This is a genomic window from Hydrogenophaga sp. L76, from assembly GCF_057654755.1.
The window spans coordinates 616,527-643,086 of sequence record NZ_CM172807.1; the positions used below are offsets into that span (position 1 = coordinate 616,527).

At 66.7% G+C, this 26,560-nt stretch carries 23 protein-coding genes; 16 read left to right on the plus strand and 7 right to left on the minus strand.

Going from position 1 to position 26,560, the window contains the following annotated elements; translation table 11 throughout:
* The first annotated feature begins 43 nt into the window (after positions 1 to 43).
* From AC23D4_RS02885 to AC23D4_RS02930, 10 genes are all read left to right on the plus strand, one after another.
* On the plus strand, positions 44 to 1,366 hold the full coding sequence (locus AC23D4_RS02885) for a homoserine dehydrogenase (RefSeq protein ID WP_472887225.1): 1,323 nt from the start codon (positions 44 to 46) through the stop codon (positions 1,364 to 1,366).
* A 1-nt stretch (position 1,367) separates the two neighbouring features.
* Positions 1,368 to 2,810, plus strand: coding sequence for a threonine synthase (gene thrC, locus AC23D4_RS02890; RefSeq protein ID WP_472887224.1), 1,443 nt, complete (start codon positions 1,368 to 1,370; stop codon positions 2,808 to 2,810).
* A gap of 22 nt (positions 2,811 to 2,832) precedes the next feature.
* On the plus strand, positions 2,833 to 3,366 hold the full coding sequence (gene mobB, locus AC23D4_RS02895) for a molybdopterin-guanine dinucleotide biosynthesis protein B (RefSeq protein WP_472887223.1): 534 nt from the start codon (positions 2,833 to 2,835) through the stop codon (positions 3,364 to 3,366).
* A 35-nt stretch (positions 3,367 to 3,401) separates the two neighbouring features.
* Positions 3,402 to 4,682: a molybdopterin molybdotransferase MoeA gene (locus AC23D4_RS02900; protein ID WP_472887222.1), complete on the plus strand. Its 1,281-nt coding sequence runs from the start codon at positions 3,402 to 3,404 to the stop codon at positions 4,680 to 4,682.
* Positions 4,683 to 4,693: 11 nt separating this feature from the next.
* Complete coding sequence (locus AC23D4_RS02905; RefSeq protein ID WP_472887221.1) at positions 4,694 to 4,945, plus strand: MoaD/ThiS family protein; 252 nt, start codon at positions 4,694 to 4,696, stop codon at positions 4,943 to 4,945.
* A gap of 2 nt (positions 4,946 to 4,947) precedes the next feature.
* Positions 4,948 to 5,421 (plus strand): molybdenum cofactor biosynthesis protein MoaE, encoded by a 474-nt coding sequence (locus AC23D4_RS02910; protein ID WP_472887220.1) that lies wholly within the window; start codon positions 4,948 to 4,950, stop codon positions 5,419 to 5,421.
* 14 nt (positions 5,422 to 5,435) lie between these two features.
* Entirely contained in the window at positions 5,436 to 6,188 is a 753-nt protein-coding gene (locus AC23D4_RS02915) for a GNAT family N-acetyltransferase (protein ID WP_472887219.1), read from the plus strand.
* Positions 6,189 to 6,342: 154 nt separating this feature from the next.
* Positions 6,343 to 8,958 carry an ATP-dependent chaperone ClpB gene (clpB, locus tag AC23D4_RS02920; RefSeq protein WP_472887218.1) on the plus strand — a complete coding sequence of 872 codons (2,616 nt, stop codon included), beginning with the start codon at positions 6,343 to 6,345 and terminating at the stop codon, positions 8,956 to 8,958.
* A 114-nt stretch (positions 8,959 to 9,072) separates the two neighbouring features.
* Entirely contained in the window at positions 9,073 to 11,505 is a 2,433-nt protein-coding gene (locus AC23D4_RS02925; RefSeq protein WP_472887217.1) for a DUF1631 family protein, read from the plus strand.
* A gap of 50 nt (positions 11,506 to 11,555) precedes the next feature.
* A complete protein-coding gene (locus AC23D4_RS02930; RefSeq protein WP_472887216.1) occupies positions 11,556 to 12,989 on the plus strand; it encodes a coniferyl aldehyde dehydrogenase in 1,434 nt (477 codons plus the stop codon).
* 12 nt (positions 12,990 to 13,001) lie between these two features.
* On the opposite strand, the gene AC23D4_RS02935 is transcribed toward AC23D4_RS02930, so the two are convergent.
* Positions 13,002 to 13,247, minus strand: a complete 246-nt coding sequence (locus AC23D4_RS02935) for a hypothetical protein (RefSeq protein ID WP_177139808.1) — start codon at positions 13,245 to 13,247, stop codon at positions 13,002 to 13,004.
* Between the two features lie 148 nt (positions 13,248 to 13,395).
* On the opposite strand from AC23D4_RS02935, the gene arsC reads away from it, so the two are divergent.
* Positions 13,396 to 13,776, plus strand: a complete 381-nt coding sequence (arsC, locus tag AC23D4_RS02940) for an arsenate reductase (glutaredoxin) (RefSeq protein ID WP_472887215.1) — start codon at positions 13,396 to 13,398, stop codon at positions 13,774 to 13,776.
* On the opposite strand, the gene AC23D4_RS02945 is transcribed toward arsC, so the two are convergent.
* Positions 13,777 to 14,631, minus strand: a complete 855-nt coding sequence (locus AC23D4_RS02945) for an AraC family transcriptional regulator (RefSeq protein ID WP_472887214.1) — start codon at positions 14,629 to 14,631, stop codon at positions 13,777 to 13,779.
* Between the two features lie 89 nt (positions 14,632 to 14,720).
* Here AC23D4_RS02945 and AC23D4_RS02950 point away from each other — a divergent pair, with 89 nt between their 5' ends.
* From AC23D4_RS02950 to AC23D4_RS02965, 4 genes are all read left to right on the plus strand, one after another.
* On the plus strand, positions 14,721 to 15,950 hold the full coding sequence (locus AC23D4_RS02950; RefSeq protein ID WP_472887213.1) for an MFS transporter: 1,230 nt from the start codon (positions 14,721 to 14,723) through the stop codon (positions 15,948 to 15,950).
* A 26-nt stretch (positions 15,951 to 15,976) separates the two neighbouring features.
* Entirely contained in the window at positions 15,977 to 17,674 is a 1,698-nt protein-coding gene (locus AC23D4_RS02955; RefSeq protein ID WP_472887212.1) for a thiamine pyrophosphate-binding protein, read from the plus strand.
* Positions 17,675 to 17,799: 125 nt separating this feature from the next.
* Positions 17,800 to 18,495: a helix-turn-helix transcriptional regulator gene (locus tag AC23D4_RS02960; protein ID WP_472887211.1), complete on the plus strand. Its 696-nt coding sequence runs from the start codon at positions 17,800 to 17,802 to the stop codon at positions 18,493 to 18,495.
* A gap of 6 nt (positions 18,496 to 18,501) precedes the next feature.
* The gene (locus tag AC23D4_RS02965) at positions 18,502 to 19,152 is read left to right on the plus strand and encodes a Crp/Fnr family transcriptional regulator (RefSeq protein WP_472887210.1); all 651 of its coding nucleotides are present in this window, start codon (positions 18,502 to 18,504) and stop codon (positions 19,150 to 19,152) included.
* Between the two features lie 28 nt (positions 19,153 to 19,180).
* Here the strand turns inward: AC23D4_RS02965 and AC23D4_RS02970 are convergent, their stop codons facing one another.
* The 4 genes from AC23D4_RS02970 to AC23D4_RS02985 form a co-directional block, all read right to left on the minus strand.
* A complete protein-coding gene (locus tag AC23D4_RS02970; RefSeq protein WP_472887209.1) occupies positions 19,181 to 21,115 on the minus strand; it encodes a S8/S53 family peptidase in 1,935 nt (644 codons plus the stop codon).
* A 31-nt stretch (positions 21,116 to 21,146) separates the two neighbouring features.
* Complete coding sequence (locus tag AC23D4_RS02975) at positions 21,147 to 22,268, minus strand: phosphatase PAP2 family protein (protein WP_472887208.1); 1,122 nt, start codon at positions 22,266 to 22,268, stop codon at positions 21,147 to 21,149.
* A 17-nt stretch (positions 22,269 to 22,285) separates the two neighbouring features.
* Positions 22,286 to 24,013, minus strand: coding sequence for an adenylate/guanylate cyclase domain-containing protein (locus AC23D4_RS02980; protein ID WP_472887207.1), 1,728 nt, complete (start codon positions 24,011 to 24,013; stop codon positions 22,286 to 22,288).
* Positions 24,014 to 24,287: 274 nt separating this feature from the next.
* Positions 24,288 to 24,740: an SWIB/MDM2 domain-containing protein gene (locus AC23D4_RS02985; protein WP_177139822.1), complete on the minus strand. Its 453-nt coding sequence runs from the start codon at positions 24,738 to 24,740 to the stop codon at positions 24,288 to 24,290.
* 281 nt (positions 24,741 to 25,021) lie between these two features.
* On the opposite strand from AC23D4_RS02985, the gene rraA reads away from it, so the two are divergent.
* Positions 25,022 to 25,528 (plus strand): ribonuclease E activity regulator RraA, encoded by a 507-nt coding sequence (gene rraA / locus AC23D4_RS02990; RefSeq protein WP_472887206.1) that lies wholly within the window; start codon positions 25,022 to 25,024, stop codon positions 25,526 to 25,528.
* Positions 25,529 to 25,631: 103 nt separating this feature from the next.
* On the opposite strand, the gene AC23D4_RS02995 is transcribed toward rraA, so the two are convergent.
* Complete coding sequence (locus tag AC23D4_RS02995; protein WP_472887205.1) at positions 25,632 to 26,447, minus strand: sulfite exporter TauE/SafE family protein; 816 nt, start codon at positions 26,445 to 26,447, stop codon at positions 25,632 to 25,634.
* Positions 26,448 to 26,560: the final 113 nt, after the last annotated feature.

Here is a 26,560-nt window from a genome sequence, read left to right on the forward strand (position 1 = left end):
CATGGCCTGGCACCGATATTTTTGAAGCCGAGAGTTAACAACGATGAAACCGATCCAAGTAGGCCTGCTGGGTATAGGCACCGTGGGCAGCGGCACGTTCCACGTGCTGCAGCGCAACCAGGAAGAAATCAAGCGCCGCGCCGGCCGTGGCATCGAGATCACCATGGTGGCCGACCTTGACGTGGCGCGTGCCCAGGGCATCGTCGGCCCGGACGTGACCGTGGTGAACGACGCGCGCGCCGTGATCGCCAACCCCGATATCGACATCGTCATCGAGCTCATCGGTGGCTACGGCATCGCCAAGGCCCTGGTGATGGAAGCGATTGCGGCCGGCAAACACGTGGTGACCGCCAACAAGGCTTTGCTCGCTGTGCACGGCACCGAGATTTTTGCTGCGGCTTCAGCCAAGGGCGTGATGGTCGCGTTCGAAGCGGCCGTGGCTGGTGGCATTCCCATCATCAAGGCGCTGCGCGAAGGCCTCACCGCCAACAGCATCCAGTGGATCGCCGGCATCATCAACGGCACCACCAACTTCATCCTGTCAGAGATGCGCGACAAGGGGCTGGACTTCGGCGTTGTGCTCAAGGAAGCGCAGCGCCTGGGCTACGCCGAGGCCGACCCGACCTTCGACATCGAGGGAGTGGATGCGGCGCACAAGGTCACGCTCATGAGCGCGATCGCATTCGGCATCCCGGTGCAGTTCGACAAGGCCTACGTGGAGGGCATCACCCAACTCGGCGCCACCGACATCAAATACGCCGAACAACTCGGCTACCGCATCAAGTTGCTGGGCATCACCAAGCGCACCGACAAGGGCATCGAGCTGCGCGTGCACCCGAGCCTGGTGCCGTCCAAGCGCCTGATCGCCAACGTGGAAGGTGCGATGAACGCGGTGGTGGTGCAGGGCGATGCCGTGGGCACCACGCTGTACTACGGCAAGGGTGCGGGCAGCGAGCCCACCGCCTCGGCCGTGATCGCCGATCTGGTGGACATCACCCGCCTGCACACCGCCGACCCGCTGCACCGCGTGCCGCACCTGGCGTTCCAGCCCGACAAGATGAGTGACTTGAGCGTGTTGCCGATGAGCGAGGTGGTGACCAGCTACTACCTGCGCCTGCGCGTGGCCGACGAAGCCGGCGTGCTGGCCCAGGTGACGGGCTTGCTGGCCAATGCCGGCATCAGCATCGACGCGGTGCTGCAGCGCGAGGCCGACGAAGTGGGCGGCGAAGGTTCGACCCAGACCGACCTGATCATCCTCACGCACGACATCCGTGAAGGCGTCATGAACGACGTGCTCGCGCAGATGCAGGCGCTGCCTTCGGTGCTGGCACCGATCACGCGCATCCGCAAGGAAGAACTGAACTGAGATGCTGTACCTCTCCACCCGCGGTCACCCGGACCGCAAGCACTTCTGCGAAATCCTGCTGGAAGGCCTGGCGCCTGATGGTGGTCTGTATTTACCCGAGCGTTACCCGCAGGTGGAAGCGGCCACGCTGGCGCGCTGGCGCACGGTGTTCAATGGCGGTGCGGCCGGTGGTTACGCCGCGCTGGCGTTTGAGGTGCTGTCGCTCTACATCGACGACATTCCTGCCGCCGACCTGAAGGCGCTGTGCGACAAGACCTACACCGAAGCGGTGTACGGAACGGCGGCCATCGTGCCGCTGAAGCAGCTGGAAGACGGCTTCTACCTCGAAGCCTTGTCCAACGGCCCGACGCTGGCCTTCAAGGACATGGCCATGCAGTTGCTGGGCAACCTGTTCGAATACGAGCTGGCGCGCCGCGGCGAAGAACTCAACATCCTGGGCGCGACGTCTGGCGACACCGGCAGCGCAGCCGAATACGCCATGCGCGGCAAGCACGGCGTGCGCGTTTTCATGCTCAGCCCGCACGGCCGCATGAGCCCGTTCCAGCAGGCGCAGATGTTCAGCCTGATGGATGAGAACATCCACAACATCGCCATTGAAGGCGTGTTCGATGACTGCCAGGACATCGTCAAGAACGTGTCGAACGACCTGGCGTTCAAGCGCCAGTACAAGATCGGCACCGTCAACTCGATCAACTGGGCTCGGCTGCTGGCGCAGGTGGTCTATTACTTCGCTGGCTACTTTCAGGCGACCACGGGCAATCACCAGAAGGTCAACTTCACCGTGCCCAGTGGCAACTTCGGCAACGTCTGCGCCGGCCATGTGGCACGCCAGATGGGCTTGCCGATCCAGACGCTGGTGGTGGCCACCAACGAAAACGACGTGCTCGACGAGTTCTTCCGCACCGGTGTCTACCGCGTGCGCGCCAGCGCCGACACGCACGAGACCTCCAGCCCGTCGATGGACATCTCCAAGGCCAGCAACTTCGAGCGTTTCGTGTTCGACCTGCTGGGCCGCGATGGCGCGCGCGTCAAGGCGCTGTTTGGCGAGGCGCTGAGCAAGGACGGCCGTTTCGATCTCAGCGCCGACCCGGTGTTCGCCGAAGCCGCCAGCCACTACGGTTTCGTCAGCGGCAAGAGCACACACGCCGACCGCCTGGCGACCATCAAGGACACGTTCGAGCGCTTTGGCGTGATGATCGACACCCACACCGCCGACGGCGTGAAGGTGGCGCGCGAGCACGCCAACGAGGCGGTGCCGATGATCGTGCTGGAAACCGCCTTGCCCATCAAGTTCGCCGAGACCATCGTCGAGGCGCTGGGGCGCCAGCCCGACCGGCCCGCCAAGTTCGACGGCATCGAAGCCCTGCCCAAGCGGGTGCAGGTGATGCCGGCCGACACGGCGGCGGTGCAGCGCTACATCACCCAGCATTGCCCCGCGGCGTGATGCCCGGGCGTCGGCAGCGGGCATGAAAGTCGTCGGCTTTGCAGGCTTTTCCGGTGCGGGCAAGACCACGCTGGTTGAGCAGCTGATCCCCGTCCTGCGTCAGCGGGGCCTGCGGGTCTCGGTGGTCAAGCATGTGCACCATGGTCTTGAAATGGACCACCCCGGCAAAGACACCTGGCGCCATCGCGAGGCCGGAGCCTACGAGGTAGTGGCCGCGTCGCCGCAGCGCCTGGTGCTGATGCGCGAATTCGAGCGGCCGGTGGAGCTGACGGTCCACGACGTGATTCGCACGCTGCATCCGGGTGTGGACTGGGTGCTGGTCGAGGGCTACCGCGACAGCAACCTGCTCAAGGTCGAGGTCTGGCGTGCGGCCACCGGCAAGCCCGTGCTGTACCCGGACGATCCCTTTGTCGCCGCCATCGCCACCGACAGCGCCGATCAATTGCCGCAGACCACCCTGCGCCCGGTGCTGAATTTGAACGACGCCGCTGCCGTGGCCGGCTGGCTGCTCGACAATGAAGACCGTTTTGACTATGTTCCCGAGGCCTACATCTGACCCGGCGGACATGCCCACCCACCGACCCTGACACCATGAACGCTTCTGCACCGCCCGCCCGGGCCCCCTTGATGGCGCTGGACGCTGCGTTGACCGACCTGCTCGCGCGGGTCGTTCCGTTGCCGCGGGTCGAGACGGTGGCCACGTTCGAGGCCGATGGCCGCGTGCTGGCCCGCGATCTGGTGTCCGGCCTGCAGGTGCCGCCGCAGGACAACTCTTCGATGGACGGGTATGCCGTCAACGCGGCCGACGTGACCGAAGCCGGCAAGGTGCTGGCGGTGTCGCAGCGCATCGCGGCCGGTCATGCCGCCGAGCCGTTGCGGCCCGGAACCTGCGCGCGCATCTTCACGGGTGCGCCCATGCCCGCGGGTGCCAATGCGGTGGTGATGCAGGAAGACACCCGTGAGGTGGGCGGCAATCTGCATGCGGTGCACATCGACGCCGTACCGGCCTCTGGCCAATGGGTGCGTCGTGCCGGCGAAGACGTGACGCGTGGGGCGGTGGTCTTGCCGCGCGGGACCCGGCTTTCCCCGGCCAGCCTGGGGCTGGCGGCCAGCATCGGCTGTGCCCAGCTGCCGGTGATGGTGCGTCCGCGCGTGGCCCTGTTTTCCACCGGCGACGAACTCGTGATGCCGGGCGAGGTGGCTCCGCAAGACATGAAGCCCGGCGCGATCTACAACTCCAACCGTTTCTTTCTGCGCACGCTGCTGCAGCGGCTGGGCTGCGAGGTGAGTGACCTTGGCATCGTGCCGGACAAGCGGGAGCTGACGCTCGCCGCCCTCAAGTCTGCGGCCGACCACCACGACCTGATCCTCACCAGCGGCGGCGTCTCGGTGGGCGAAGAGGACCACATCAAGCCGTCCGTTCAGCAACTGGGCAGCCTCGACCTGTGGCAGATCGCCATGAAGCCGGGCAAGCCTTTCGCGTACGGCACGGTGCGGCGCGATGCGGGAGCTGGTGCCGAAGCGGCGCAGCCCTGCCATTTCATCGGTCTGCCGGGCAACCCGGTGTCCAGCTTCGTCACCTTCCTGTTGCTGGTGCGACCCTTCCTGCTGCGGCTGCAGGGTGCCGAGGCGCCGGATCTGCAACCGGTGAAGCTGCCCGCCCACTTCGACCTGCCGCGCGCCGACAAGCGCCGCGAATTCCTGCGCGTGCGCCGCAACGCCGCCGGCGGGCTGGACCTGTTTCCCAACCAGAGTTCGGGCGTGTTGACGTCCGCGGTCTGGGGCGACGGTCTGGTCGACAACCCGGCTGGCACCACCATCGCCCGGGACGATCTGGTGTCCTATCTTTCTTTTGCCGACCTGCTGCTCTGAAGGCCTATCCCGTGAAGATTCAACTGCGCTATTTCGCCTCCATCCGCGAATCCGTCGGCACCGGCAGCGAGTCGCTGGACACGGCGGCCGGCACGCTGACCGTCCTGCGCGACGAACTGATCGCGCGGGGCGGCGGCTATGCCGAGGCGCTGGCGCGTGGCCGGGCGGTGCGCGTGTCGCTCAACCAGACCATGACCGACGAAGCCGCCGCGCTCAGCGAGGGCGCCGAAGTGGCCTTTTTTCCGCCCGTGACCGGAGGCTGACCATGATCGCCCGCGTCAGCATCCAGATCCAGGACTTCGACCTCAGCACCGAGGTCGCCCGGCTGCGCGAGCAGGACAAGCGCGTGGGTGCCATCTGCACCTTCGTTGGCACGGTCCGTGACCGAAACGATGGCCAGAGCATCAGCACCATGGAGCTGGAGCACTACCCGGGCATGACCGAGAAGAGCATCGAGGCCATGATCGACGAGGCGTTCAAACGCTTCGACATCTACGCCGCGCGCGTGATTCACCGCGTCGGCCTGCTGCAGCCGCTGGACCAGATCGTGCTGGTCGCCGTGACCTCCGCGCACCGGGGCGAGAGCTTCCAGGCCTGCGAGTTCCTGATGGACTACCTCAAGACCCAGGCGCCGTTCTGGAAGAAAGAACAGACGCCGGAGGGTGCACGTTGGGTGGATGCGCGGGTCAGCGATGACGCGGCGCTGGCCAAGTGGGGCATTCAGAGTCAGAACGCCTGACAGCCCTTATTGACATGGCGCCCACGATCCTCTCCGACGCCGACATCGAAGCCATTGAACGCGCCACGCTCGACGCCGTGTCGCCCGAGCGCGTGGAGTCGCTGCCCGGCTGGCTGCTGCCCATGGACAGCGGCACGGTGGGCCGTGCCCGCAGCGCTGTCCCCCTGAGCCATGGCAATGCCGACCCGGCGGTGCTCGACGACATCCTCGACCGCTACGCTGCCCAGGGTTTCGTGCCGGCCTTCCGCCTGCCTGATGGACCGGCCTTCGAAGCCCTGCACCAGGGGCTGCAAGCGCGGGGCTTCGCGCGCGCCCAGCCCACGCTGACGCAGTGTGGCCGCGTGCAGGACTTGCTGATGGCGCAGACCGGGCCGGTGGCGGACCTGGCGGACACGCCCGACGCCGCCTGGATGGCGATGTTCCTGGGCGAAGGCCTGGATCCGGTGGACGGTGCGAGCCGTGCCCGCTCGCTGAGCCGGGCCACCGGGACGCTGTTTGCCAGCCTGCGCGAAGACGGGCAGACGGTGGCCTGCGGGGCCGCGGCCTACGGCCACGGCTGGCTCAGCGTGCACGGCATGCGCACCGCCGCCTCGCACCGGGGCCGGGGCCTGGCCGGGCGGGTGTTGCAGGCCATGGCCGAAGAGGCCTTGCGCCGCGGGATTCACCGGGTGTTTCTCCAGGTCGTGGCGGACAACGGGCCGGCGCTCGCGCTGTACCGCCGGCTGGGCTTGACCACCGCCTGGACCTACGCCTACTGGCGCCGTTGAGCGGCGCCGGTCCAGACGGCCCCCAAAGGGCGGGTATCGGCTGATCTGCGTCAAGACGATGTGGTGCACGCGGGCGCAAGCTGGAAAAACCACCTTGAAAACCCGGGGAATCGCTCCAAATGCCGGGTAATCAAATTTTCCGGAGAGCTCTTTCATGCGACTCGACAAACTCACCACCAAGTTCCAGGAAGCCCTGAGCGAAGCCCAGACCCTGGCGCTCGGCAACGACAACGCCTACATCGATCCGGCCCATCTGCTGCTGGCCATGCTGCGCCAGGCCGACGGCCCGCAGTCGCTGCTGCAGCGCGCTGGCGTGAACGTTCAGGGCCTGGCCAAGGCCGCCGAGGCGGCTGTGAAGCGCCTGCCCGAAGTGCAGGGACAGGAGCAGGTGCAGGTCGGCTCCGATCTGGCCAAGCTGTTGCAGGCCACCGAAAGGGAAGCCATCAAGCGCGGTGACGAGTTCATCGCCGGCGAGCTGTTCCTGCTCGCCGTGGCCGACCAGAAGGGCGATATCGGCCGCATCGCGAACGAAAACGGGCTGACCCGCAAGAGCCTGGAAAGCGCCATCACGGCCGTGCGCGGCGGCCAGAAGATGGACAGCCCCGAGGCCGAGGGCCAGCGCGAAGCGCTGAAGAAATACACCATGGACCTGACCGAGCGCGCCCGCCTGGGCAAGCTCGATCCGGTGATCGGTCGTGATGACGAGATCCGCCGCGCCATCCAGGTGCTGCAGCGCCGCACCAAGAACAACCCGGTGCTGATCGGCGAGCCCGGCGTGGGCAAGACCGCGATCGTCGAAGGCCTCGCGCAGCGCATCGTGGCCGGCGAAGTGCCGGATTCGCTCAAGGGCAAGCGCGTGCTGAGCCTGGACATGGCCGCGCTGCTGGCCGGCGCCAAGTTCCGCGGCGAGTTTGAAGAGCGCCTGAAGACCGTGCTGAACGAACTGGCCAAGGACGAAGGCCAGACCATCGTTTTCATCGACGAGCTGCACACCATGGTGGGCGCGGGCAAGGCCGAAGGCGCGATGGACGCCGGTAACATGCTCAAGCCCGCGCTGGCGCGCGGCGAGCTGCACTGCGTGGGCGCGACCACGCTGGACGAATACCGCAAGTACATCGAAAAAGACGCCGCGCTGGAGCGCCGCTTCCAGAAAATCCTGGTCGGCGAGCCGACGGTGGAGGCGACCATCGCCATCCTGCGCGGCCTGAAGGAGCGCTACCAGGTGCACCACGGCGTGGACATCACCGACCCGGCCATCGTCGCCGCGGCCGAACTCAGCCACCGCTACATCACCGACCGTTTCCTGCCCGACAAGGCGATCGACCTGATCGACGAGGCCGCGGCCAAGATCAAGATCGAACTCGACTCCAAGCCCGAGGTGATGGACAAGCTCGACCGCCGGCTGATCCAGCTGCAGATCGAGCGCGAAGCGGTGAAGAAAGAAAAGGACGAGGCTTCGCAGAAACGGCTGACCTTGATCGAAGAAGAGATCACCAAGCTGCAGAAAGAGATCGCCGATCTGGACGAAATCTGGAAGTCCGAAAAGGCCACGGCCCAGGGCAGCGCGCAGGTGCGCGAAGAGATCGACCAGCTGCGCCAGCAGATCGAGAGCCTGACCCGCAAGGGCGACCTGGCCAAGGTGGCCGAGTTGCAATACGGCAAGCTGCCGGAGCTGGAAAAGCAGCTCATGGAAGCGCAGGAGAAAGAGTCCGGCAAGGCCAAGGGCGGCGCGGGTGTGGGTCCGCAACTGCTGCGCACCCAGGTCGGCGCCGAAGAGATCGCTGAGGTCGTGGCGCGCGCCACCGGCATTCCCGTGGCCAAGCTGATGCAGGGCGAGCGTGACAAGCTGCTGGTGATGGAAGACAAGCTGCACACCCGCGTGGTGGGGCAGGATGAAGCGATCTCGGCCGTGGCCAACGCCATCCGCCGTTCGCGCTCGGGCCTGTCGGACCCGAACCGCCCGACCGGTTCCTTCCTTTTCCTCGGCCCAACCGGCGTGGGCAAGACCGAGCTGTGCAAGGCGCTGGCGGGCTTCCTGTTCGACAGCGAAGACCACCTGATCCGCATCGACATGAGCGAGTTCATGGAGAAACACTCCGTGGCCCGCCTGATCGGCGCGCCGCCGGGCTACGTGGGCTACGAGGAGGGCGGCTATCTGACCGAGGCCGTGCGCCGCAAGCCCTACAGCGTGCTGCTGCTCGACGAGGTGGAGAAGGCGCATCCGGACGTGTTCAACGTGTTGTTGCAGGTGCTGGACGATGGTCGCCTGACCGATGGCCAGGGTCGCACCGTGGACTTCAAGAACACCGTGATCGTGATGACGAGCAACATCGGCTCGCACCTGATCCAGGCCATGGTCGGCCAGCCCTACGACGACATCAAGGAAGCCGTGTGGGGCGAGCTCAAGGACCACTTCCGGCCCGAGTTCTTGAACCGCATCGACGAGACCGTGGTGTTCCACGCGCTCGACGCACAGCACATCGCGTCCATCGCCGCGATCCAGCTGAAAGCCCTGCAGGCGCGACTGCAGAAGATGGACCTGCGTCTGGAAGTGGCGCCGGCGGCCCTCGAAGAACTGGCCAAAGTCGGGTTCGACCCGGTGTTTGGCGCCCGACCCTTGAAGCGCGCGATCCAGCAGCGCATCGAGAACCCGCTCTCGAAGCTGCTGCTGGAAGGCAAGTACCCGCCGAAGTCGGTGATCCCGGTGGGGGTGGACCCGGTGCGTCACCCGGGCGTGTTCGAGTTCGGCGAACCCATCGAAATGGACTGATGAAGGAGAACCGTCGGACGGTCGTGATCGGGGGATAGACGGTCGCACTGGTAACAGGTCGTTGCCATTGCCTTGCATTCGAACAAGAGGCGGACGGTATAAATTCGAGGATATATGCCGAATTCGTCACACTTGCTCGATCAATGTTTTGATGAGGTCGCCCGCCAGGCGAAACCTTTGCTGGGTCGCTGCGTCGATGCGGCGGTGAACTCGCTGCAGGCGTCCGAGGCGAAAGCTGGCGAGGTGGGCGAGCGACAGCGCATCGCGCGCGCGTGCTGGGCCATGATGCAGCACCGGGGCGCGCTGACCGATGCCTACCCGGTGCGTCTGCGCGAGGCCTTCGAGCGAGGGGACGAAGACGGGCGAACCTCGTCGCTGGCTCTGCTGTCCGACTCCTCGTTGCTGGCGCTGGTGGATGACCTGTCGGTGTCCGAATCGCTGGAGTCGGCCCGTCTGCTGCAGGACCTGATGCCGGTGGTGGAGCAGGCGCTGGCGGCGCTGGATGCGCGCATGAGTTCGCTGATTGGCTTCGAGACCGTGCAGGTGGAAAAGAACCCGCTGCGTCCTTCGGTGTTTGTGCGGGTGCTGCGCGACCTCATCGCCGAGATCGAACGCGATCCCGAGATCCGCTCTCTGTGGTTGCAGCACCTGGCCGCCCCGCTCGGTCGCGGGCTGTGCCAGCTCTACGAGCAGTTGGCGCTGCGGCTGCAGCAGGCCAATGTGCAGGAGGCGGGTTACCGCATTCGGCTGGTGGACGATCCGCAGGCGAGCCCGGGCTCGGCCCCAGCCCGGCGCGACCTGTTGAACTGGGATGCCCAGACCTTGGCGCCCACCGCGGCCGGATCCGGCGAACAGAGCGAACCGTTGCCGCCCATGACGGCCCTGGCCGGCGCCCAGACCCGGCTGGACCATCGTGTATTCCACGATTTCCTGGCCGAGCGCGGCGACCGGTTCGAACAGGCCCTCGATTCGGGCTATTACGAGCAGCTGACACGCGAGCAGCGGATCGCCCAGGCCCAGGCGGATCTGCCCCTGCTGGACGAAGTGGTGGTTGATCGCGAGCGTGTGCAGTTTCGCGGCCTACCTGTTGTTGACCGGCCTGCGCGTGCGGTCAGCATCGGTTCGCAGCTGGGATCGGACCATTGGGGTCCTTACGCCGCCCCGCATGAGCGCACACGGGTGCTGCTCGACCTCAAACAGCAGGCCGAACGCGTGTCGCAGGCCGTGGGCCTGGACCTGGTGCGCAAACTGGTCAACCAGGTGGCGCGCGATCCGCTGCTGCTGGCGCCGGTGCGCGAGGCGGTGGTGGCGCTGGAACCGGCCCTGTTGCGGCTGGCGATGGACGACCCGCGTTTCTTTGCCAAGGACCAGCACCCGGCCCGTCTGCTGGTCGAGCAGGTCGCGCAACGCAGCTTCCGTTTCAACGATGAGTTCTCGGCCGAGTTCGAGCAGTTCCATGCGCCGGTGCGCGAGGCCGTCAACGCCCTCAACGCCCTGCCGGGCGCGACCCCCGAGCCCTTTGCGGTGGCGCTGGAACACCTGCAGGAAGACTGGGCGAACGTCGATCAGGCCGAGGCTGCCACCCAGGAGCAGCACCTGCAGGCCCTGCGTTTCGCCGAGGCGCGCCAAGCCCTGGCCGACCAGGTGGCGTGGGAAATCAGTCTTCGGCCCGACGTTTTCAACGCGCCCGCGGTGGTGCTGGACTTCCTCTACGGCAGCTGGTCGCTGGTGATCGCCGAGGCGCAGCTGCGCCACCCCGATGGGGACCCAGACCCGATGGGCTTCCGGGCCGTGATCCCGGATCTGCTGTGGAGCGTGCGGCACGAAGTCACATTGCGCCAGCCGCGCAAACTGTTCGAAATGCTGCCTCGCCTGCTGCAGAGACTGCGCGCCGGGCTGACCGTGCTGGACAAGCCTGCGGAAGAAACAGCGTCTTTCTTTGATGCCCTGATCCGTTACCACGAGCCGGTGCTGGCGTTGCGTCGGGCCAGCGCCCGGTCTCAGGCCGGGGCTTCGATGCCGGCGGCACTCGAAAGCCCGGTCGTCACCTTTCCCGAAGCGGACAACCTGGCCGAAGCCCCCAGGCCACAGGTGGCAGAAACGCCCTGGCTCGCGGCGCGTGAGCGGGTCGAAGCCGGGTTCGAGGACGCACCGGTTGCGGAGGCTCCGGTGGTGGAGAACCCCGCGGCAGCGCTTCTGTCCACGTCCAGCGAAGAGGGCGATGAGGTGGATGTGGGGATGGAAGCCGCAGGCGTGCTCGCCAGCCTGCATGTGGGTGACTGGGTGGACTTGCAGGCCAGCGGACAGTGGTTGCGTGCCCGGCTGGTCTGGGCCAACGCCCGGGCCACGCTGTTCCTGTTCACCAGCCGGGGTGGGCACCCGCACACCATGACCCGGCGCAGCTGCGAAAAGCTCATCCGCCAGCGCGGATTGCGGCCGCTGGCGGTGCGTCCGGTGGTCGATGCCGCCATCGACGCGGTGGTCAAGGGCGTGCCCGGCGCTCCAGCCCACGCTTGTGTCGTCGCCCCCGAAGCGGTTCCCGCCTGATAGGGGCACAACCCCTATCTCCGGGGCGACGTCTTTTCTATGATGGCACCATGACCCAGACCCCGCCCGACCTCCCGATGCGCGCCCTGTTTGACGCGCAGTACCGGGCCAGCCGCTCCCAGATCGACGTGCCGCTGGCGCTTCGGCTCGACCGCCTGCAGCGCATGCGGGCCTTGATCGACGTGCACGGCGCGGCGCTGGCCGAAGCGGTGCAGGCCGACTTCGGCGTGCGCTCCCTGCAACTCACCGAGGTGGCCGACTTTTTTGTGCTGCGCGCGCTGCTGGGCGACCTGGAGAAGCACACCGGCGCGTGGATGAAACCGCGGCGCGTGTCCACACCCATCTACCTGCAGCCCGCCAGCGCGCACATCCAGCGCCAGCCGCTGGGCGTGATCGGGGTCATCGGCCCCTGGAACTACCCGCTGCAGCTCACGCTGGGCCCGGCCGCCACGGCGCTGGCGGCGGGCAACCGCGTGATGATCAAGCCCAGCGAGCTGACGCCGCACACCTCGGCGTTGCTGGCCGCGGTGTTGAACCAGGCCTTTGCGCCCGACGAGGTGTGTGTGGTGCAGGGCGGGGCGGACGTGGCGCACGAGTTCGCCAGCCTGCCGTTTGACCACCTGTTCTTCACCGGCTCCACCGCGGTGGGCCGCAAGGTGGCGGCGGCCGCGGCCGCCAACCTCACGCCGACCACGCTGGAGCTGGGCGGCAAGTCGCCCTGCATCATCGACGTTTCATGCGACATCGCCGGCGCCGCCATCAAGATCGCCCACGGCAAGCTGCTCAACGCCGGGCAGACCTGCATCGCACCCGACTACGTGCTGCTGCCGCGCGGGCGCGAGGCCGAATTCGAACAGGCGTTTGCGGCGGCCGTGGTGCGCCTGTTCCCCACCATCGGCGGCAACCCCGACTACACCAGCATCCTCAGCGACCGGCACCATGCGCGCCTGCAGTCGCTGGTGTCAGAAGCCCGGACACAGGGTGTCCGGGTGGTGGAGATCCACGCCTCAGGTGGTGAGGGGGCACACACGGTGGCCCAGGAGCGCCAGATGAACCCGGTCCTGGTGTTTGATCCCCATCCCGGCCTGCGCCTGATGCGCGAGGAAATCTTTGGGCCCATCCTGCCGGTGCTGAGCTACGGCACACCCGATGAAGCCATCGCCACCATCAACGCCGGGCCGCGCCCGCTGGCGCTCTACTGGTTTGGCAGCGACACCGGAGCGCGTGACCACGTGCTGAGCAACACGGTGAGCGGCGGCGTGACCGTGAACGACACGCTGCTGCACATTGCCCACGACAACCTGCCGTTCGGTGGCGTGGGGGAGAGTGGCTGGGGCGCCTACCACGGCGAAACCGGCTTCCTGCGTTTCACGCAGCAGAAGCCGGTGCTGGTGCAGTCGCGCTTCGCGATGGGCAGCCTGTTTTACCCGCCGTACGGCAAGCGCTTTGACCAGGTGATGGGGCTGCTCAAGCGCTGGCTCTGAGCGCCGGGGCGATCAGCTGTTGAGGGTGTTGTCCCCGTCGCTGTACATCACAAGCGGAATCGGCTGCAGGTAACCCTGGAGCTGCAGTCCGTGTGCCAGCTCGGAGACGTCATCTCCCAGCAGCATGGAAAGCTCCCGCTCGCTGCGCCGTCCATTGGCCATCAGCAGCAGGCTGTGGGCTTTGCGCCCGATCTGGCCCGGGCGTGCGAGCGCGTCCCAGGCCTTGGGTGTTTTGGCGAACCGTTCGATGTTGGCCATATGGTGCTCCCTGTGCGTGTGACTTCAGATGAGCAAGATACGGGCCGGCCGTGACAGGGGCGTGACAAGGCCGCCAGCGTCCGATGTCCGGGCACTTTGCACCGCGAGCGGGCGCTATGCTCGCGCCAGCCTCCACCGAAGCACCGACATGAAGCCCAAGAACCCCGACATCACTTTTTTCCACAATCCCGCCTGCAGCACCTCGCGCAACGTCCTGGCCATGGTCCGCGAGGCGGGCTTCGACCCGCTGGTGGTTGAGTACCTGAAGACCCCCTACACGCGCGAACAGCTGGCAGGCTTGCTGAAAGCCATGGCCCTGCGCCCGCGCGACGTGATCCGGACCAAGGGCGATCTGTACGCGCAGCTGGATCTGGCCCGGCCCGACTGGACCGACGAGCAATTGCTTGATTTCATGGTGAACCACCCGGTGCTGGTGGAGCGGCCCATCGTCGTCACGCCGCTGGGCATGCGCCTGTGCCGGCCCAAGGAGCGGGTCTGGGAGGTGTTGCCCGTCGAGCGACCCGCCTGATCAGGCGGACGCTGGTCGACCCGGCCCGAAGCGCGTGGGCGGCTGGCCGAGCGCCGCCCTGAACATGGCGGTGAAGGCGCTGTCGCTCGCATAGCCGCTGGCCGCGGCCACCTGGCTCACGGGCGTGCCGCGCGCCAGCATGGGCAATGCATGGGCCAGCACCACCTGCTGGCGCCAGCGCTGGAAGCCGGTGCCCAGTTCTTCGCGAAACAGCCGTGCCAGCGTGCGTTCGCTCGCACCGCTGTGCGCCGCCCAGGCGGCCAGCGTGGCGTGCAACGCGGGTGCGTTCATCACGGCTTCGCACAGCGCGCGCAGCCGGCGGTCGCCCTGTTGTGGGTCGGGCATGGGCACACCCAGGGGCTGGGTCGGCGCGTGCGCGATCTCGGCCAGCACCAGCGTGGCCAGGGCCTGCTGCTGGGGCGCTGGTTGCGCGTGGGGCTGGTCCATGCCCCGCACCAGCTCGCGCAGCAGCGGCGACACCACCAGCACGCGCGAACAGCGCCAGTCCGCCGGCACCACCGACGCATCGATGTAGAGGGTGTGCAATTGCGAGGCTTCGAGCATGGTGACCGCGTGCCGCGCCCCCGGCGGAATCCAGACCGCGCGCGACGGTGGAACGATGGTGGTGGTCTCGTAGCCAGGCCGCTCACCGCCTTCGCACGACGGCGCCGCCACCGTCACCTGCAGCAGGCCGCTGGCGCAACAGGCGAGCTGGCCCCAGGGGTGGTGGTGCGGCTCGAACTGGGTGTCGTGCCCCATGGCGCGTGCGCGGCAGCGCACCGGCCGCGCCGGCGTGGGTTCGAAGGGGTCGGTGTCGCCGACCGGGACGGCCTGGCGCGGGCGGCGGGGTTTCATGGGTGGGGCAGGGCGGTTTGGCTGGAATTCGACAGGAATTGTCTTTTTATCGCATAACAGCCCCACCTGCCCACCCTACCATTGGCCGCATGAACACCGCCACCCTGGGCGCCACAGCGCCGGTCAACCCCATTCCACTCAAGCAGGATGCTTCCGTGATCGGCCTCGTCGGCCTGGCGCACGGCACCTCCCACTTCTCCCACCTGCTGCTCGCCCCACTGTTCCCGGTGTTCATGCGCGACTTCGGCCTGAGCTTTTCCGACGTCGGTCTGCTCATGAGCATCTTTTTCATCATCTCGGGTTCGGGCCAGGCCATGGCCGGCTTCGTGGTGGACCGTATCGGTGCGCGGCCGGTGCTGTTCGCCGCCATCACCTGCTTCCTGCTGGCGTCGCTGGCCGCTTCCATGGTCACGGGCTACATGGGTCTGGTGCTGGTGGCCGCTCTGGCCGGACTGGGCAATGCGCCGTTCCACCCGGCGGACTTCACCATCCTGAACCAGCGCGTGTCGGCGCCGCGCCTGGGCCACGCCTTCAGCGCCCACGGTCTCACCGGCAACCTGGGCTGGGCGCTGGCGCCCGCGTTCCTGGTCGGCATCACCGCGCTGACCGACTGGCGCACCGCGTACCACGCCGCCGCGCTGCTCTACGTGGCCGTTCTGGCCCTGCTGTTCTGGCAGCGCGACAAGCTGCGCACCGAGGTGCACGTGCGCCACGCCGACGCCCCGAAGGGCGCCGAGCTGGCCTATCTGAAACTGCCGGTGGTGTGGTGGTGTTTTGCTTTCTTTCTGTTGTCCACCATGACGCTCGCGGTGGTGCAGAGTTTTGCCCCGTCGATCCTGAAGAGCTTGTACGGCGTGAGCGTCGAAGCGGCGACGCTGACCATCAGCGCCTACATGCTGTGCGGTGCCGGCGGCATGCTGGTCGGCGGCTTCGTGGCGGCTTATGGGCAGAGCCACCGGTTCTCCAGCGACCGCGTGGTGGCGGTCTCGATGTCCTGCGGTGCGGCCTTGCTGCTGCTGTGCGCCACCGGCTGGCTGGGCGCCACCGGCACCATGGTGGCGCTGGCCGCCACCGGCTTCGCCGTCGGCGTGGGTGGCCCGAGCCGCGACATGATGATCAAGAAAGCCACGCCGAAAGGCGCGACCGGCCGTGTCTACGGCACCGTGTACTCGGGTCTGGACGTGGGTTTCGCGATCTCGCCGCTGGTGTTTGGTGCCCTGATGGACCGCGGCTGGTACGCGCTCACGCTGGCCGGCGCCGCGGTGGTGCTGTTCATATCGGTCTATGCGGCTGTGGGTGTCGGCCGCAGGACAGTCTGAATTTCGACCCGCGGCACAATGCCGGCATGACACAAAAACTCGCCGGCCACCTGCTGATTGAATGCCTGATCGCCCAGGGTGTGACCCACGCCTTTGGCGTGCCGGGCGAAAGTTACCTCGCCGTGCTCGACGGTTTTCATGCCCACGCCGACCGCATCCGTTTCGTGATGAACCGGCAGGAGGGCGGAGCGGCCTTCATGGCCGAAGCCCAGGGCAAGCTCACCGGGCGACCGGGCATCTGCTTCGTGACCCGCGGACCGGGCGCGACCAACGCCTCCATCGGCCTGCACACCGCCTTCCAGGACTCCACGCCCATGGTGCTGTTCATCGGCGACGTGGCCAGCGACGCGCGCGACCGCGAAGCCTTCCAGGAGGTGGACTACCTGAGCTTCTTTGGGCCGAGCACCAAGGGCATGGCCAAGCGCGTGGAGCGCATCGACGACCCGCGCCGCATCCCCGAATACGTGGCCCGCGCCTTCGCCACCGCCCTAAACGGCCGGCCCGGCCCGGTGGTGCTCGTGCTGCCCGAAGACATGCTGACGCAAACCGTGGACGTCGAACCGCTGCCGCGCGTGGAGCCGGTGCAGGCCTGGAGCGACCCGGGCGCGCTGCGCAGCCTGCGCGAACTGCTGCTGCAGGCCGAGCGCCCGCTGGTGATCGCCGGCGGAGGTGGCTGGACGCCGCAGTCGGCGGCGGCCTTGCAGCGCTTTGCTGAAAACTGGCAACTGCCGGTGGCCAACGCCTTCCGCTTCCAGGACTGTTTCGACAACCACCACCCCAACTACGCGGGCGACATCGGTCTGGGCATCAACCCGGCACTGGCCACGCGCGTGCGCGAGAGCGACCTGCTCATTGCCATCGGCCCACGACTGGGCGAATCGACCACCGGTGGCTACACCTTGATTGAAGCACCGGTGCCGAAACAGAAACTGGTGCACATCCACGCCAGCGCCGAAGAGCTGAACCGCGTCTACCAGGCCACGCTGGCGATCAACGCCACCATGAACGCGGCAGCGCGCAGCCTGGAGGTTTTGACCGCGCCACCCGGTGTCGCCTGGGGCCAGTGGACACAGGCCTGCCACGCCGATTACGAGGCCAACGTGGACGTGGGCAACGGGGGCATCGTGCTGCCCGGCACGATCGACATGCCAGCCCTCATCCACACGCTGCAGCAGCACCTGCCGGCCGATGCCGTGCTCACCAACGGCGCGGGCAACTTTGCGTCGTGGTTGCACCGCTTCTACCGCTACCACGGGCTGGTCAAAGGCCACAAGACCCAGCTCGCACCCACCAACGGCGCCATGGGCTACGGCGTACCGGCGGGGATCGGGGCGGCCATCCTCACCGGGCGCACCGCTTTCACCATCGCGGGCGACGGCGACTTCCTCATGAACGGTCAGGAGCTGGCCACGGCCGTGCAGCACGGCGCCAAGAGCATCGTGCTGCTGCTCAACAACGGCACCTTCGGCACCATCCGCATGCACCAGGAGCGCGAGTACCCGGCGCGCGTGAGCGGTTCGGACCTGAACAACCCGGACTTCTGTGCACTCGCCCGGGCCTACGGTTACGCGGCGGAGCAGATCACCCACACCGCCGAATTCGAGCCCGCGCTGCTGCGTGCCCTGGCGGCGCCCGGCGGCACGGTGATCGAAGTGATGCTCAGTGAAGAAGTCATCACCACGCGGGGCACCTTGTCGGCCATCCGCGAGAAGGCGCGGGCATAAGACCTGTTTCAGGCCGATTTCTCGGCGAAATGTAAATAGATCACAAAACGCCGGGCAACCACGCGCTATCTGTCCGGCCGCCTTTTTTCTAAAGTTCCTCCATCAACACGACGGAGGAACGTCACATGTGGCAAGCCAATGAAACCATCTCCACCCGCAGCCATTTTTCGGCAGCGGGCCTGGGTACGCAGGGCGGTCTGGAGCAGGCGCTCCTGCTGCGCGTGCTGGACGAAATCGACTACGGTGTGCTGGTGATCGATGCGCAGGGCCGTCTGCGTCATGCCAACCACCTGGCGCGCCACGAAATGATCAGCGCCCGGCTGATCATGAACCACGGCAACACGCTGCTGGGTACCACTACCGAGTTCACTCTGCAGATCCAGCAGGCGCTGGAGCAAGCCCTGCGGGGTCAACGCCGGCTGGTTTCGCTTCGCAACGTGTCCCGGGAACTGTCGCTGGCCTTTATCCCGCTGAGCCATCCCCTGGAGACCGACTCGCCGTCGGTGCTGGTGCTGTTGTCCCGACAGGGCGCCAGCGAGAACCTGGCTGTGCGCCTGTTCGCCCGGGCGCAGAACCTCAGCCCCAGCGAAGAGTCGGTGTTGATGGGTCTGTGCCGCGGCTTGTCCATTCCCGACATCGCCGCCGAACACGGCGTGGTCCAGTCCACGGTGCGCAGCCAGATCAAGGCGCTGCGCGAAAAAACCGGCTGTCCCAGCATCCGGCTGATGATGCAGCGCGTCAACAGCCTGCCGCCGGTGGTGCCCGCCTTGCGCATCGTTTCGCCGATGCCTCACAATGCCATGGAGTTCGCCCAACCATGAGCATCCATGCCCCTTGCCGCCGCGTTATCGCCCAAACCCGGTTCCACATCACACATTGAGGCTCTGGCCGCCCTCGGGGTGCCGCGTCTCTACCGCCGGGGGGCGCTGCTGATCCAGGAAGGGGAAACCGGCGACACGCTCTATGTCGTTCTCAAGGGCCGGCTCCGGGCCTTTCTGGCCGACAACAGCGGCAAGGAACTCACCCTCGGCACGTATGGGCCGTGGGAATACGTGGGCGAAATGTCGCTCGACGGCGGTCCCCGGTCGGCCAATGTCGAGGCCACCGAGGCCAGCACCTGCGCCGTGGTGACCAGAGCCACGCTGCTGGGCTACATCGCCGATCACCCCGAATTTGCCCTCGAACTCCTGGGCCGTCTGATCCGGCGCGCCCGCCTGGCCACGGAAAGCGCGCGCAGCGTAGCCCTCATCGATGTCTACGGTCGTCTGGTCAGCCTGCTGAACCGGATGGCCAGCCCGCCCAACGAACGGGGCGAGCGGCCATTGCGCGAGCGACTGACCCACCAGGCCATGGCGCAGCACTTGGCCTGTTCGCGCGAGATGGTCAGCCGCCTGCTGAAAGACCTGGAGAGTGGCGGCTACATCGCCGTCCGCGAGCGCTGCATCTGGCTGCTCAAGCCCTTGCCCGCGCGCTGGTAGCGCGAGACCCATTCCGCGCAGGCATTTTTCAGGCTTCGTTGAGTCGCTGGCGGGCGAGTTGTGGCGACGAGCTGCTGGTGCCGGCCAAGCGGATCACGCTGCCGCTGCGACTGCCCGCGCCCAGCACGCCCCACAGGGCCGGGTTGTCATCGCTGGGTTGCAGTTTGTCGGGCACTTTCTTCACGCCCGGCCGTTCAGGGCGGCCAGCGTCCGGGTCGGGCTTGCGCGGGGAATACAGGGCGAAGTGCCCGCTGGGCGATGCATCGCGCCGGATACCACCCACGCTCACCGTGTTCTGGCCGGTGGACAGGCTGTTGAAGGTGCCGCTGCGCCGGATCGGCGTCGGGTTGTCTGGATGATCGACGAAAGACCCGAGGTTGCCACTGGTGTCGTAGTCCGCGTCTTCAAAGTAGGACTGTCGGGCACCGGTGTTCTGACCAATGGCCACATCGTCGCGCTCAACGTAGGCGTCAAACAGTGTGGTGCTGGCACCCGTGTTGGCGAGGGTGACTTTCCACGAGCCAAAGGGCGCGGTGGTGTCGGCGGCGTGGCGGCTGAAGGTCGGTGCGAGCGCGAGCAGGGCGCAGGTGCCGTGGGTGCCGAGCGCGGTCGTGGCGGGGAAGATCAGCCCGCACAGGGGGGCGCCGTGGGTGTCGGTCCACAGGCCCGCCTGCCCCATGGGCATCGCGGGCAAAGGCTGCGGGTGTCCTGGCGGCGTCACGGAAATCGTCACGTCCTGCGCGCCATCGGGCAGCCACAGTTCCAGAAAGCTCTGGGTGCGGTCGTCCGGCTGCACGCGCCAGTGAAGGGTCACAGCCCGGTTCGGCGGCAGCGTGGCGTTGGCATGGGTGCGGCTCTGGTAAGCGTTGCCCGCGGGCACGGTGACCTGCAGCCGCCCGCCATACAGTGCGATCAGCTGGTCCATGGCCGCTTCCAGGATGGAACTGCCATCGTGCGGCCCCGCCAAGGTGCCCCAGCTGATGTTCACCACCACCTGCGCGCTCGGCGCGCAGCGCGCCAGGATGTACATCAAGCCGTCGAGCACGCTCACGTTCATGGCGCCGCCCGAGGTGTCGAGCACGTTCGACCAGTCGAGCTGCACGGCCACCAGGTCGGCGCGGCTGGCGTCGTCGTGGACCGGATGCAGTGGACTGCCCGGCCCGCAGGCCAGGCTCAACACGTGGGTGCCGTGGTTGACGGGTTTGCTCAGGTCCCAGAGCTGCAGGTGCTGGTAGAGCGCGTCTTCGTCCACCTGGCCCTGCCGGGTGTAGGCCGTCATGGCCGCGTCGATGGCCGCGCCCGACAGTTCGTGGCCGTAGCCCATGTCGTGCGGCGTGGGGCCGGCGCGTGCCGGGTCCAGCGGTTCGCGGTGGCGTGGCTGGTTACCGGGCCAGTTGCCGTTCTCGTAGGCGTCCTGCCGCCAGAAATGCCGGATGCGTGTGTGACCGTGCCGGTCCAGAAAGGCGCTGTTGGCCAGCGCCAGACCGCCGTCGATCAAGCCCAGCACCTTGCCGCCCAGCAGGCCATGGGCCGGGGTGGGCTGGCTGGTGGGTGTGCAGGGGTCGATCAGCGCGTGCGTGTGCGGCGCGACCGGCAGGCCGAGTTCGAAGCGCTGGATCAGGCTGCGCAAATGGTCGTCGCTGCGTAGCTTGTCGAAGAAACGCGGCTTCACGCGCGCGCTGCAAAAGCGCAGGTCGGGCACGTTCAGGTACACCCTGGGAATCTGCAGCCAGGCGGTGCGGGACGCGCCCACCAGCGCCGGCACGTCGGCCTGCTCCGAGAGCTGAATCACGATGGGCAACCACTTCGACGGCTTTTTGCCGGGCCTTCGCCGGTAGCCGGCGAAGTGGTCGGCCTCGGCCCAGGCGAGGTAGGGGTCCTGGCCATCGATGGCGCCGGGTGCACTCCAGTCGATGCCGGTGAACTCACCCGTGGGCAAGGGCTGCCAGGTCGGTGCGCTCATTCCAGCACCTCCGCGCTGCGCGCCGGGGCGCTCATTGCCACTCCTCGATCGCTTCCTCCCAGAGCCAGGTAAGCAGGGGGGCATTGCCCACGCCCGTGCTGGTCGCCGAGCGTGTGTAGGCCGGCTGCCGCTGCGGGCCGTCCATCTTCTGGTGCAGGCTGAAGTCCAGCGCCTCGCCGTTCGGACCGTGGAACAGGCGGCCGTCAAAGCCGCGCTCGTGCACCCGTGTGCCGGTGGCCCGGGCCACCAGGAACTCGGCCAGCGCCGTGCCGAGCAGGCGGCCAGCCGCGCTGTCCACCGGGAAGTGCACACCGGCCACCGTGCGGTTCACGGCGATGCGTGCGGCCAGGCGTTGCAGCTGTTCGTGGCTGGCCGTGCCGTTGGGGGTGGCGACACCTTCTGCAGAGGCGGCGTTGAGCAGCGCTTCCAGCAGGACGGCGAAGGCAAAGGCTTCGGTGGCATGGCCGCTGGGCCAACTGCCATGGCCGGGTGTCTGGATCATGGGCTGGATCTGCGGCGAAAACGCTTCCGGCCGCAGGCTGGCGAAGACGTGCTTGAAGCGCATCTCCACATGCAAGCAGAGCGCAAAGACCAGGTCCAGCAGTTGCAGGGTTTTTTTGTGGCGGTGTGCCGTGAGGCCGACCATGGACGAAAAGAACGCCAGCGGCGGCGTCAGCTGCGCCACGACCTCGGCCGCGCGGTCGGCGCGCAGATCGGCGTAGGCCGCAACCAGATCGAGCTGTTTCTTGAACTGGGCCTTGGTGGGTGCGCGCAGGCGCACGAGCGGTTTGCGCTGGATGGTATTGGCCTGCAGGTTGGCGAACTCCAGCAGCGCTTCCTTGGGGCCGTTGCGGGTGCGGAACAGCAGGCCCTCGACCAGCTCGGTGAAGCAGGCCGTGACGCGCGGCCCATCGGCCCAGAGTTTGAGGTTGGCGGGTTCGTCGAACCCCGGTTCGGTGGCGTGCAAGGACGCACCGGTGAACGGGCCGACGATGGCTGCTCGGCTGAGGATGAGGGCGTCGGAGGAGACCACTGCGCCGCTGATACCGCCACTGATGCCTCCGCTGATGCCACCGCTGATACCGCCACTGATGCCTCCGCTGATGCCACCGCTGATACCGCCACTGATGCCTCCGCTGATGCCACCGCTCATTTCGACGCTCCTGTTGGTTAGTGCATTCGTAGACCAAGACTGGTCAGCGCTTTCGCGACCCGTTGTCGCAACGGGCTCTCGCCTCCTGCAGCCAGATACTGCTGCACCGTCAACTGGGGCTGCAGTTGCATCAAGAGGGCAAAGGTTTCCTTTGCATCCTTTGCATGGCCAAGTTCGTATTGGGCGATCAGCAGCGTTCTGATCGTGGGCAGGTGGTATCGATTTTTCAGCAGCGACGAACGAGAGAGTTCAATGGCTCGATCCCACTTCTCCATGGCGGCGCAGCTGGTCGCCAGCATCATCTCGAAGTAGTATTTCTGCGGATCCAGCGGGGAGAGGTGCAGAGCGTTTTCGGCTTCGATCATCGAATCCGTGGGTGTGCCCCACATGGTTGACCAGACACTGTTGTAGAGCCAGGCCATGGGATCGTTGGGGTTGCTCTGGGTGGCTTCCTGCAGCAGGCGGTGCGAGGCATCCACGTCTTCGCCCAGGTGACACAGCGCGTGGCCCTTGATGGCCATGGCCAGCGAACTGGAAGGCTCCAGATCGAGCGCGCGGTCGGCCATGTCGATCGCCCGCTGGAACTCCCTGGCCGGATCGGCCGCGATGCCTTGCACCACCTGCATGATGTGCCACTTGGCCATCCAGGCCCGCGGTGCCGCCACGCGTTTGTGCCGTTCAGCCACCGCCTCAAGCAGCTGCTGGCTGCGCTGCAGGTCGCGCGCTGTCGAGCGGTGCATCAGCGTGATACCGCCCAGCATGAGCGAATTGCTGTCCAGCTTGGGCAGGGGCAGCACCAGGCTGCGCTGCACTTCGGCATGGAGCAGCGCGTGGGCACAGGCGGTGCTGAGCGTGTTGAGCAATTCGCTTTGTTCCTGCACCAGGTCCAGGGTGTCGCCACCGAGGCGCTCGGCCCACACGACCTCATGGCGGCGTGTGTCGGACAGCTCGGCCATGATGACCACCCTGTCACCCAGGGTGGCGTAGCTGCCGCTGAGTACAAAAGCGGCGTCGAGCCGGGCGTCGATTTCGCCGGGGCTGGCGCTGCGGTTGCGAAAGGCCGTGGTGGACAGTCGCGAGATCACGCGCAGGTCCTGGCTGCGTGAAAGCTGCGCGATCACGCCGTCGGCAATGAGCTCGCCGATGACGAAGTGTTCCGGCGAAGGGTTGCGGGCTTCGAACGGGATGACGGCGATGGAGGGCCGGAAATCGACGGGCGCGGCCTCGCACGCCGCTGGCCGCCAGACCACCTGGCCGTCTCGCACCGGGTGAACCAGCCAGGTGCGCACCGGCTCCGGCCAGTGCTTGAGATAACTGTCACCCATGTCCTCGACTTCACCGTCCACCCCGTCGACGATGGCATCGCGCACGGCCGCTGTGACCACCGTGTCCCCCGGATCGGCCAGGCTGGTCACACGCGCAGCCAGGTTCACGCCGTGGCCATACACGTCTTCGGAATCGACATACAGGTGGCTGGCGTTGATGCCCGCCCGCAGGTGCAGTTGCTCGGCGGGCGGCAGGGTCTGGTTGAGGGAGACAAAGAAGCGGTGGAGTTCGTGGGCCGCCTGCACGGCGTCGACGGGCTGGTCGAACTCGGCCAGGATGCCGTCACCCAGGCTCTTGACCAGTCGGCCGCGCCGCTGGGGCAGCACCTGCGTTCGTGCATGGCTGAGAAAGCCGTGCCAGTGGTTCACCACCGCCGACTCGTTTGCCGCCATCAGACGCACCGATTCCACCAAGTCCATCACAAGGACCACCCTGTTGTATTGCAGCGGCAACGGCGTCAGGTCCTCATGACCTGAACCGCTGACCGGCATGTTGGGCTGTGGGGGTGGAGCTGTCATACCTCATTGAGGGTAGGTTTTTTTCAGTTTCTCACATTTGGGGGGTGCTCTGCAGGGGGTATCCGATTGCCGTGACCCTTCGGCAGCGCCGGTCGCGCCCAGACGAAAAAAAGCCGGCTTGCGCCGGCTCTTTTGATCGAAGGCTCTGCGCGAAGCGCGGAGCCCCGGGGCCTGATCACTTCAGGTGTTCGTTGATCATCTTGGTCATTTCGAACATCGAAGCCTGGGCCTTCTTGAAGATCTCCTTCAGCTTGGCGTCGGCGTTGATCATGCGGCGGTTCACTTCGTCCTGCAGCTTGTTCTTCTTGATGTAAGCCCAGACCTGCTTGGTCACTTCGGTGCGTGGCAGCGGGGTGGAGCCCACGATGGCGGCCAATGCAGCGCTGGGCGTCATGGCCTTCATGAACGCGGCGTTGGGCGTGCGCTTTTTCGCCGGAGCTGCCTTCTTGGCCGGGGCGGCTTTTTTGGCCGGAGCGGCCTTCTTTGCCGGAGCAGCAGCCTTCTTGGCCGGAGCGGCTTTCTTCGCGGGTGCAGCGACCTTCTTCGCAGGAGCGGCCTTCTTTGCCGGTGCAGCGGCCTTCTTGGCCGGGGCGGCTTTTTTAGCCGGCGCTTTTTTTGCAGTTGCCATGGTTGGATATCCTTCTAGAAGTTGACTATTCACCAGCGGAAAACGCGCTTTCTCACCGGTGTCTCGGATGCTAATGGACTTGCATCACCATTCCAAGCGGCGTGATCAGGTTTTTTGCAGGTTTTCAGAGGAAGTGAGGCCCATATTGGCGTTGAAAACAACACTTCAGCCCACGCCCTGTGCAAGCTGTTCGTCAGAGCGTGTGGGCATGCTCCAATGCGCTCGATTTCCAGGCCCTTCCTCCGTTCGTTTTTCAACCGGTTTTCAATCCGATTTTCACCATGTCCAACACCCCCATGATGGCCACCTGCGATTTGTGTGACGCCCACAAGAACGATGACTCCGGCGCCTTTCGTGTGCTGCCGCCCGTGTTCCGCGATTTCGGTGCGGTGCGCCGCTTCGCGGGACCGGTGGTCACCGTCAAATGCTTCGAAGACAACACCCCGGTGAAGCAGGCGGTCGAAAGCGCGGGCGAGGGCCGGGTGCTGGTGGTGGACGGCGGCGGCTCGTTGCGCCGCGCGCTGCTGGGCGGCAACCTGGGGGCTGCGGCGGCCCGCAATGGCTGGGCTGGCGTGGTGATCGATGGCTGCGTTCGCGATGTGGCCGAGCTGGCCGTCTGCAACGTGGGCATCCGCGCGCTGGCCTGCATACCGTTGCCCACCGAGCGCCGCACCGAGGGGCTGCGCGATCTGGCGGTGCAGATCCAGGGTGTGTGGGTGCGGCCGGGCGACTGGCTCTACGCCGACGAGGACGGCATCGTGGTGTCGAACGTTCAGCTCACGGGTTGAGCTGGAATGCCACTGGTCGCAGCGCAGGGCCGCCCCACGCAAGACCGCACCCTTTGGGGGGCAGCGACCCGCGCGGTGGTGGAGCGTAGGGGCTCACAGCCCTTCAGGCTGCCAGGCCCTTGTAGAGCATGTAGGCGGCCAGCACGTAGAGGATGCTGGCGAAGACGCGCTTGAGCGATTTCACCGGTAGCGCGTGCGCGGCCTTCACACCCAAGGGCGCCATGATCACGCTGGCGATGGCGATGACCAGCAACGCGGGCAGAAACACATAGCCCAGCGAACCGGTGGGCAAGCCAGCCACGTCCTGACCGGCGACGATGTAGCCCAGGGCATTGGCCAGCGCAATCGGAAAGCCGAGCGCGGCGCTGGTGGCCACGGCGTTGTGGATGGCGACGTTGCACCAGGTCATGAAGGGCACGCTCACGAAGCCGCCCCCCGCACCCACCAGACCGGAGAGGAAGCCGATGGTCGTGCCCGCGCCGATCTGGCCCGCGGTGCCGGGCAGGGTGCGTGTGGGTTTGGGTTTTTTGTCCATCAGCATCTGCGTCGCGGAGAAACTGACGAAGGCGGCAAACACCAGCGCGAGCCACGAACCCTTGAGCATCGAGAACACGCCCAGGCTGGCCAGCGCGGCACCCAGCACGATGCCCGGCGCCAGGCGCTTGACGATGTCCCAGCGCACGGCACCGCGCTGGTGGTGCGCGCGCACGCTGGAGATGGAGGTGAAGATGATGGTGGCCATGGAGGTGGCGATGGCCATCTTGATCGATAGATCGGGGGCGACACCGCGACCCGAAAGGATCACGGTGATGAAGGGCACCATGATCATGCCCCCACCGATGCCGAGCAGGCCGGCCAGGAAGCCGGTGCACAGGCCAAGGGCAACCAGTTCGGCAATGAGCAGAGGTTCAAGGATCATGAGGGGATCGTGGCCAGACGCCGAAAGCACGCGCAGGAGGGGGAGCCACCCGGATCAGCCGTGGAACCGGCTTCGCCGGGCCACTGGCTGCGTGCCCCCTCCCGCAGGAGAGG